A 9,272-nucleotide genomic window follows, 5' to 3' on the forward strand; every position below is an offset into this window, starting at 1 on the left:
CCGTTTTCATTGGTGCGGCCAGGCAGGTGGGCACAGGTGCCCACCTACGGCTTCGTTCGACACCGGACCCCTCGTAGGGTGGGCACCCCGTGCCCACCACCACGTCATCCATCCCGCTCGGCCCGTTCCGGCCTGTCCCCGAGAATATCCTCGATATAGAGCATATTCACCAGCACCATCAACACCGCCGTCAACGGCGTCGCCAGCGCCACCCCCGCAAATCCCAGCAGCATCCCGAAGACCAGCTGCATGACGATCGTCAGCGCCGGCGGCAGCGCGACCGCGCGCGCCTCCACCAGCGGCTGCAGCACATAGCCCTCGAGCGTCTGCACGCCGAGGAACAGCAGCACCACGTACAGCGCCGCGTCCGGCCCCATCGACAGCGCGATCAGCACCGCCGGCACGCCCGCCATGATCGGGCCGACGTAGGGAATGAAATCGAGCAGGCCGGCGATGATGCCGAGGATCAGCCCGAGCGGCACGCCGAGCAGGGTCAGGCCCACCGCGGTGGCGACGCCGACGATCAGCATCGAGATGGTCTTGCCGACCAGCCAGCGCGCCAGGTTGTCGCCGATCGTGTCCATCACCTGCACCGCGCGTTCGCGCCTGGTCTGCGGGACGAGCTTGACGATGCCGCGCTTGTACACGTCCGGCGACAGCGCGAAATAGATGCCCACGAACAGGATGATGGCGACGTTGCCGATCGCGCCCAGTACGCCGCTGAAGAACAGGCCCGGGTTCGGCACCATCCGGCCCAGCGACTGCGTCATGGTTTCCGCATCCGGCAGTTCGCTGGCGATGCGGTTCAGGATCGGATGCTGGTGCACGGTCTGCTGCAGGCGTTCGATCGAGGCCGGGATCTCCCTGGCCAGCTCGGTGGCCTGCTCCGAGATCTGCGGCGCCATCGCCCAGCCGCCCAGGCCGACGATCGCGCCCAGCAGCAGCACGACCACGCCGAGCGCCAGCTTGCGGTTCCAGCCGAAGCGGCGGTGCAGGATGGCGCTCAGTTCGTACAGCAGGATCGCGAACAGGATGCAGCCGAAGACCAGCATCAGCGCATCCGCCGCGAGGACGACGGCCGCCGCCAGCGCCAGGAACAGCACGGCGATGCCGTCGATCAGCGCATGGCGCCGCATCAGGCGCCGCTGCGCCGCGGATCGCTTGGCCTCGGGTGGGGAGGGCGGGTAGGTGGATTGCTCGCTCATGGTGTGGCCGTTCCATTTTGTAATGAAAAAATGTTATCAGCCATGACGGCTCGCCGTCGCGCGCCAGCGGTGGATGCGCTGTGTGCGTGTTCTAACTGAGCAATATCCGAGGCCCGCTTATGATGGCTTCAACGCATCGCCAATCACGGCAGATGTCTCGCACAAGCAAAGGAGAACACCATGAACAAGGACCAGATCAACGGCAAACTGAAAGATATCGGCGGCAAGATCCAGGAAGAAGCCGGCAAGCTGGTGGGCAGCGAAGAGCAGCAGGCCAAGGGCCTGGCCAACCAGGTCGAGGGCAAGACCCAGGAAAAGCTGGGCAACCTGAAGGAATCGATCCACGACGCGACCAAGTAAGGCGCGCGTCGAATGAAAACGGCCACCGGTGCGAACCGGTGGCCGTTTTTCGTAGGGTGGACGGGTCCCCCGTCCACGCGGTGATACGCACCGGCCGATTCGTCGGGCACGCGATCAGCGCCGTGCCTTGGACGCGTGGACGGCGAAGCCGTCCACCCTACGGTCTTTACTGTTGTCCAGGCTTGAGGTTCTTCTTCATGAACGCCTCGATCAGGCCGTACACGTGGCGCTGGCCCGCGCGCGACGAGATGCCGTGCTTGGCGCCCGGATAGGTCATCAGCTCGAACTGCACGTTGCGGTTGACCAGCGCGTCGATCATGCGCGTGGTGTTGGTGAACAGCACGTTGTCGTCGGCCATGCCGTGCACCAGCAGCAGCGGCGACTTCAGGCCGTCCAGGTGCGCGAACACGCCGCTCTGCTGGTACGCTTGCGGATTGCTCTTCGGCGTGCTGCCCATGAACTGCTCGGTGTAGTGGGTGTCGTACAGCGCCCAGTCGGTCACCGGGGCCACCGACACGCCGGCCGCGATCTTGTCCGACGCCGCCGCCAGCAGGCGCAGCGTCATGAAGCCGCCGTAGCTCCAGCCGAACACGCCGATGCGCTTCGGATCGACGAAGCCCTGCTTGGCCAGCCAGTCGATGCCCGCCACCTGGTCTTCGACCTCGTGGCGGCCCAGTTCGCCGTAGATGACGTCGGTGAACTTGCGCTCGCGGCGCGAGGAACCGCGGTTGTCCAGCGTGAACACCACGAAGCCCTGCTGCGCCATGTACTGCTTGAACATATTGCCCCAGCCGCGCGTGACCTGCTGCGAGTGCGGGCCGCCGTACACGGTCAGGAACACCGGGTAGCGCTTCGACGCATCGAAGCCGGCCGGCTTGATCATCGCGTAGACCATGTCCTGGCCATCCTTGGCCTTGATGGTGCCGTATTCGGTCGGCAGCAGGTCCGGCATGTACTTGGCGAATGGGTGGTCGCCCTTGACTTCGTTATGCTCGAGCCACTCGACCATGGTGCCGTCGGCGCGGCGGATCGCCACCTGCGGCGGGGTCTTCGGGTCGGAGAAGGTCTCGACGAAGATCTTGCCGTTCCTGGCGAACGTGGTGTCGTGCCAGCCGTCCGCCTTGGTGACGCGCACCGGCTTGGCCGCATTGCTGCCGTCCAGGTTCAGCGCATAGGTCTGCTTGTCGGTCAGCGCATCCTTGTTCGATGCGATATACACCTTGCCGGCATCCTCGTCGACGGCCAGGATGTTGTCCACGCCCCATTCGCCGCTGCTCAAGGCACGCAGCAGCTTGCCGTTCAGGTCGTACAGGTACAGGTGGTTGCGGCCAGTGCGTTCCGACGCCCAGATGAAGGCCTTCTGCTTCGACAGGAAGCGCAGGTCGTCGTGGAGCGCGACCCAGGTCTTCGACGTTTCGGTGAGCAGCGGGCGCTGCGCCAGGGTGGTCGCGTCGACGGCCACCAGGTCCAGGCGCTTCTGGTCGCGCGACTGGCGCTGGTAGACCAGGGTCTTGCCGTCCGCGCTCCAGTCGGCGCGCACCAGGTAGATGTCCTTCTCGGCGCCGAGGTCCACTTTCTTCTGCTTGCCGCTGGCCGGGTCGACGATCATCAGGTCGATCAGCACGTTCGGGTCGCCGGCGGCCGGGTAGCGCTGGTCGATGACTTCGGTGCGGTCGGCGAAGATCTCGAAGCGGCGCGCCACCGGCACCTGGGCTTCGTCGAAGCGGCGGTAGGCGATGGCGGAATCGTCCGGTGCCCAGTAGTAGCCGGTCTTCTGGTCCATCTCTTCCTGGGCGACGAATTCGGCCTCGCCGTTGTGGATGGTGTCCTTGCCGTCCGTGGTCAGCTGGCGTTCCTGGCCGCTGGCCAGGTCGATCACGACCAGGTTCTGGTCGCGCACGAAGGACACGTAGCGGCCCTTCGGCGAGATCTTCGGATCGGTGACGTTGCCCGAGGCGACCTTGCGCGCCTGGTCCGGATTGGCGGCGTTCACCAGGTACAGGTCGCCGGCGATCGGCACCAGCAGCTGCTTGCCGTCGGGCGACCAGCTGTAGCTCAGGATGCCCGACAGGCTCGCGGTGCGCATGCGCTCGCGACGCGCCTTTTCTTCCAGCGACAGGTTCTCGGTCGGCACCAGTTTCTTGGAGTCGACCAGGCGGTGCGTGGTCTTGTCCTTCATATTGTATTCCCACAGGTCCAGCTGGAACTGGTTGTCGGAACGGCCGCGCAGGAAGGTCACGCGCTCGCCGTCGGGCGAGACGCGCAGGGCGCGCACGCCAGGACCGGACAACGCCGGGTCGGCGTGGAGGCGGTCCAGCGTCAGGCGCTCCGCATGGACGGCGGGAGCGGCTGACAGGGCGGCGGCGATGAGGCAGGTAAGAAGGCGCATGAATTGGTCTCGGGGGAATGATTAATTATGTGCAACGGGCGAGACGATACCAGAGTCGTTCGGGAAAAGCTGTAAATACGACGACGGCGGTCACGCACATCCGTGCTACGGGGCGGGCGAACTTCATAAAACTGTGACATCATTCCTGCCCATCATCATTTCCGTCATTTCATGTCTTCCGACATCAGGCCGTCATCTTCCAGCCAGGAAGCGCGCTTCAGCGCATTGTTCGAACAGGCGCCGGTCAGCATCCAGATCCTGGCGCCGGATGGACGGACGCTGCGTGTCAACAAGGCCTGGGAACGGCTCTGGCAGATCCATGAAGGATCGGCGTTGAAGGCATTCGTGTTCAGCGACCGCTACAACGTGCTGACGGATCCGCAACTGGTCGCCAACGGCATCGCGGGACTGCTGGCGCGGGCCTGCGCCGGCGAATCGGTCGCGCTGCCGGCGATGCGCTACGACGTGGCCGCCCTGGAAGGCAGCGGGCCCGCGCGCTGGGTGACCGCGCGCGCGCATGCGATCAAGGACGACGACGGCAGGGTGCTGGAAGTCATGCTCATGCACGAGGACATCACCGAGCGCATGGAAGCGGAATCGGCCCTGCGCCTGCGCGAAGAGCGCTTCCGGTCCCTCGTCATGGCCACGTCCAAGATCATCTGGACGGCGGACGCCGACGGGCGCGTGCGCGAGGATTCGCCTTCCTGGTGCGCCTACACGGGCCAGACCTACGACGAGTTCAAGGACTATGGATGGGCGGACGCGCTGCATCCGGAAGACCGCGACAGGACGCGCGCCCTGTGGCTCGCCAGCGTGGCGGCGCAGACGCCGTTCGAGACGCAGTACCGGATCCGCCGCCCGGACGGCGGCTACCGCTGGGTGGCGGTCAAGGGCATCCCCATCGCCGACGCCGACGGCAACATGCGCGAGTGGATCGGCGCCAATGCCGATATCCACGATACTGTCATGGCCCAGGCCGCGCTGGCCCGGCAGCTGGACCGGGAGCAGCGCAATTCGGCGCTGCTGGCCAAGGTGGCGCAGGCCTCCCGCACGCTGCATACGGCGCTGTCGAGCAAGGAAATCGCCGAGGCGCTGGTGGTGCAGGTCCGTGACATCCTCGACGTGCACCAGGCCGTCGTGTCGCTCACCGCCGGCGACAACTGGACCCAGGCCATCAACGCCGTCTCGTTGTCCGACAAGTACGCCGCCTTCCGCAGCTATGCCGGCGCCACCGACGGCAGCGGCATCTATGCCGAGGTGTGCCGCACCAACCAGCCCGTGCGCCTGACGCAGGAACAGCTGGTCGCGCATCCCGCGTGGCGCGGCTTCGGCAAGGAAGCGCGCCACCATCCGCCGATGCGTGGCTGGCTGGCCGTGCCGCTGGTCGACCGCATGGGCCGGAACATCGGCCTGATCCAGGCGTCCGACAAGACCGCCGGCGATTTCACGGAGGAAGACGAAGCCATCCTCATGCAGCTGGCGTCCCTCGCGGCGAACGGCTTCGAGAACGCGCGCCTGTACGGCTCGCTGCAGGAACAGGACCGGCGCAAGGACGAATTCCTGGCCATGCTGGCGCACGAGCTGCGCAATCCGCTGGCGCCGATCGCCGCGGCGGCGGAGATGCTGCGCCTGGGCACCGCCGGCGAGGACCGGGTGCGCAGGGCCAGCGACGTCATCGGCCGGCAGGTGCGGCACATGACGTCGCTCGTCGACGACCTGCTCGACGTGTCGCGTGTCACGCGCGGCCTCATCCAGTTGGAACGGACCCGGCTCGACCCGATGGTCATCGTCGCCGGCGCCGTCGAGCAGGCGCGGCCGCTGATCGAAGCGCGCGGGCATGTGCTGTCGGTGGAGGGCGACGCCGGCGGCGCCGCCATCGTCGGGGATGCGAACCGGCTCGTGCAGGCACTCGTCAACCTGTTGAACAACGCCGCCAAGTACACGCCGCCGGGCGGCCGCATCGGCGTGGTGGTCGCGCGCCAGGAGGCGACGCTGTCGATCGCCGTGCGCGACAACGGACTCGGCATCGACGCGGCGCTGCTGCCGCACGTGTTCGACCTGTTCACCCAGGCCGAGCGGTCGCCGGACCGGAGCCAGGGCGGCCTGGGGATCGGCCTGGCGCTGGTCAAGACCATCGTCACGCTGCACGGGGGCGGCATCGCCGCGCGCAGCGACGGTCCCGGCGCCGGCAGCGTGTTTACCGTCTCGCTCGACTGCGCTCAGGCCTGAGCGGCCCGCGCCTCGCGCACCCGCAGCGTCGACAGCTTGTCCAGCGCCCACGCCAGCAGCACCGCCGCCACCGTCAGTCCCAGCACGAGGCCGATCCAGAAGCCGGTCGCGGCCATCGGCTTGTCGGGTGACCACGGGAACCAGGCCGGGGCCAGTCCGAGGATCCAGCCGGCCGGCAGCGCCACGCCCCAGAAGGCGATCATCTGGATCACCATGGGCGCGCGCGTGACCTGGTAGCCGCGCATGGCGGAAGCGGCCGCCACCTGGGTCGAGTCGGACAGCTGGAACAGCGCGGCGTACAGCAGCAGCGTCGCGCAGGTGGCCTGCACGGCGGGGTCCGACGTGTACATCGCCACGATCTGCCAGCGGAACACCAGGATGAACAGGGCCGACAGCACGCCGAAGGCGATGCACATGCCGGTGCCGGTCCAGGCGACGAAGCGGGCGCGCACCGGATTGCCTTCGCCCATGGCCTGGCCGACGCGGGTCAGGGCGCCGATGCCGAAGCTGAGCGGCACCATGAACACCAGCGAGACGAAGTTCAGCGCGATCTGGTGCGCCGACACCTCCACCACGCCGAAGCGCGCCACCAGCAGGCTGACGATGCCGAAGGCGCTCACTTCGGCGAAGTGCGTGACGCCGATCGGCAGGCCGAGGCGCAGCATGGCGCCGATCTCGCGCCAGTCCGGCCCCTCGAAGCGCCCGAACGGGTAGGTGAGACGGTAGGCGCTGGACAGCCTGATCCACACGACCATGGCGCCCAGCATCAGCCACACGCCGCTGGCCGTCGCCACCGCGCAGCCCAGCGCGCCCAACTGGGGGAAACCGAATTTGCCGAACACCAGCAGCCAGTTGACGACGATGTTGTAGACCAGGCCGAGGATGGCGATGACCATGATCGGCTTGGTCTGGTTGATGCTGGTCGTGTAGCCGTACAGCGCGCGGTAGCAGGCGAAGGCCGGCATGCCCAGGCTGATGATGTGGAGGAAGGTCTTGGCGCGGTCGGCCACCGCCTGTTCCAGGCCGATGTGGTCGAACAGCAGCGCGCAGGCATTCGCCGCCAGGCAGCCGGCGATGCCGACGAGCAGGCCCATCCACAGCGATTCGCGCACCGAATGCGAGATGCGCTCGAAGCGTCCGGCGCCCATCTCGTGCGCGACCACGGAATTCACGGCCATCATGACGCCCATCACGGTGACGAGGATGATCGACCAGACCGAGGTGCCGAGCGAGACGGCGGCCAGTTCGGCCGCGCTGACGTGCCCGGTCATCGCCACGTCCGCGACACCCATGCCGACCGTGGCGAGCTGGCCCACCAGCATCGGCCACGACAGGCGCCACAGGGTGGCGATCTCGGTGCGGACGGGGTGGGCAGGCTGCGGGAGGGAAGCGGTGGACGTCATGGTGCGCAAGGTTCGGGAAACGTGCCATTTTACTAGCGAACGGCCGCAGCCGGGGACGGGGGAGCGATCAGCCTCATGGACGAAATACCACAGATTCTCCGATCGGCCACATTTGGTTACCTTGCTGCAATACAATTCATGTATCAATCCAGTGGGATGGCGATGTTGCCGACCAGCTTGGCATGATTATTAGAAGACATTGAACAAGGAGCATCATGACAGTTCTCGGCACCATCACCCCCGACAGCCCGACCGTCGCCATCACGCCGGGCAGCCAGCCGGTCATCTCGTTCACCGTGAGCGTCCCGGCTGCATTCGTCTACGTCGGCAGCGACATCCAGTTTTCGCCGTCGGTGCCGGCCGGATGGACCGCGATCATGGATACGACCATGACGACGAGCATGGCCGGCATCATTGTCATGGACAACTATATTGTCCGGTACACCATCACCAGCACCGGCACCGATACCTCGGGAAGCTTCCCGCTCGGCCTGAACTATACGATCAATGGCCTGGCCGCCATGTACAACGACAGCTTTACCAGCACGTCGACCGAAACCGCCACGATCGGTGTCGGCGCGCCGCCGGTGCCGGCGCTGGACGTTGTCAGCGATACCGGGGTATTGGGCGACAACATCACCAAGAACGCCACGCCGACGATCACGGGCACGGCGGAGCCGAACGCCGTCGTCAAGCTGTACGATACCGATGGCATCACCGAGCTGGGCAGTGTGACGGCCAATGGCTCCGGCATCTGGAGCATTACCAGCACCGCGCTGTCCGAAGGGACGCATACGCTGAAGGTCACCCAGACCGCCCTCGGCAGCACGTCGACGCTGAGCGCCGGGCTGGCATTGACCGTCGACCTCACGGCGCCGGCCGCGCCGTCCACACCGGCGATGACGGCCGGGACCGACACCGGTGCTTCCAGCGCGGACGCGATCACGAGCAACATCACGCCGGTGTTCACCGGCACCGGCGAGATCGGCGCCACCGTCACGCTGTACGATACCGACGGCAATACGGCACTGGGCCACGCCACCGTCAACGGCAGCGGCAAGTGGAGCATCACCAGCAGCACGCTGGCGGAGGGCACGCACCAGGTGACGGTCAAGCAGGTCGATCCCGCCGGTAACGCGTCGGCCGCCAGCACTGTGAAGACCGTGCTGATCGACACCACGGCGCCGGTCGCCCCTGGGGCGCCGGCCCTGAGCACCGGCAGCGACAGCGGCGTCGCCGGCGACCTGCTCACCAACGTCGCCACGCCGGTCGTCACCGGCATGGCCGAGGGCAATGCCAAGGTCAGGCTGTACGACACCGACGGCACCACGCTGCTGGGCACCACCACGGCCGACGGCACCGGCAAGTGGAGCATCACGAGTTCCACGCTGGGCAGCGGTAGCCACACCCTGACGGTCAAGCAGACCGATTTGGCGGGCAATGTCTCCAAGGCCAGCACGGGCTTGACGCTCGAGATCGACACGTCGACGCCGGCGGCGCCGGGCGCGCCCGTGCTGGCGGCCGCCAGCGACAGCGGCACCGCGGGCGACAACCGCACCAATAGCACTACGCCGCAATTCACCGGCACCGGCACCAGCGGCGACACCGTCACGCTGTACGACACCGACGGCACGACCGTGCTCGGCAGCGCCGTGGTGAACGGCGGCAAGTGGAGCATCACCAGCA

The 9,272-nt window shown here is 66.9% G+C and carries 6 protein-coding genes; 3 read left to right on the plus strand and 3 right to left on the minus strand.

From position 1 onward, the window contains the following. Positions 1-104: 104 nt before the first annotated feature. Positions 105-1,205, minus strand: coding sequence for an AI-2E family transporter (locus tag QZ749_RS12390; protein WP_296947121.1), 1,101 nt, complete (start codon positions 1,203-1,205; stop codon positions 105-107). A gap of 180 nt (positions 1,206-1,385) precedes the next feature. On the opposite strand from QZ749_RS12390, the gene QZ749_RS12395 reads away from it, so the two are divergent. Further along, on the plus strand, positions 1,386-1,565 hold the full coding sequence (locus QZ749_RS12395; RefSeq protein WP_296947123.1) for a CsbD family protein: 180 nt from the start codon (positions 1,386-1,388) through the stop codon (positions 1,563-1,565). A gap of 166 nt (positions 1,566-1,731) precedes the next feature. On the opposite strand, the gene QZ749_RS12400 is transcribed toward QZ749_RS12395, so the two are convergent. Further along, positions 1,732-3,954, minus strand: coding sequence for a S9 family peptidase (locus tag QZ749_RS12400; protein WP_296947126.1), 2,223 nt, complete (start codon positions 3,952-3,954; stop codon positions 1,732-1,734). Between the two features lie 171 nt (positions 3,955-4,125). On the opposite strand from QZ749_RS12400, the gene QZ749_RS12405 reads away from it, so the two are divergent. Continuing rightward, the gene (locus tag QZ749_RS12405; RefSeq protein ID WP_296947129.1) at positions 4,126-6,183 is read left to right on the plus strand and encodes a PAS domain S-box protein; all 2,058 of its coding nucleotides are present in this window, start codon (positions 4,126-4,128) and stop codon (positions 6,181-6,183) included. On the opposite strand, the gene QZ749_RS12410 is transcribed toward QZ749_RS12405, so the two are convergent. Further along, the gene (locus QZ749_RS12410) at positions 6,174-7,586 is read right to left on the minus strand and encodes an MATE family efflux transporter (RefSeq protein WP_296947131.1); all 1,413 of its coding nucleotides are present in this window, start codon (positions 7,584-7,586) and stop codon (positions 6,174-6,176) included. The genes QZ749_RS12405 and QZ749_RS12410 overlap by 10 nt on opposite strands. Positions 7,587-7,801: 215 nt before the next feature. On the opposite strand from QZ749_RS12410, the gene QZ749_RS12415 reads away from it, so the two are divergent. Further along, positions 7,802-9,272, plus strand: a 1,471-nt coding sequence (locus tag QZ749_RS12415; RefSeq protein ID WP_296947132.1) for an Ig-like domain-containing protein, incomplete at its 3' end; no start/stop codon positions are given.

It is taken from the genome of uncultured Massilia sp. (genome assembly GCF_913773735.1).
GTDB lineage: Bacteria > Pseudomonadota > Gammaproteobacteria > Burkholderiales > Burkholderiaceae_D > Telluria.

What these genes read in the sequence shown, in the direction of transcription:
- QZ749_RS12390 (WP_296947121.1), bottom strand. Translation starts at nt 1,205, where the DNA reads ATGAGCGAGCAATCCACCTACCCGCCCTCCCCACCCGAGGCCAAGCGA.
- QZ749_RS12395 (WP_296947123.1), top strand. Translation starts at nt 1,386, where the DNA reads ATGAACAAGGACCAGATCAACGGCAAACTGAAAGATATCGGCGGCAAG.
- QZ749_RS12400 (WP_296947126.1), bottom strand. Translation starts at nt 3,954, where the DNA reads ATGCGCCTTCTTACCTGCCTCATCGCCGCCGCCCTGTCAGCCGCTCCC.
- QZ749_RS12405 (WP_296947129.1), top strand. Translation starts at nt 4,126, where the DNA reads ATGTCTTCCGACATCAGGCCGTCATCTTCCAGCCAGGAAGCGCGCTTC.
- QZ749_RS12410 (WP_296947131.1), bottom strand. Translation starts at nt 7,586, where the DNA reads ATGACGTCCACCGCTTCCCTCCCGCAGCCTGCCCACCCCGTCCGCACC.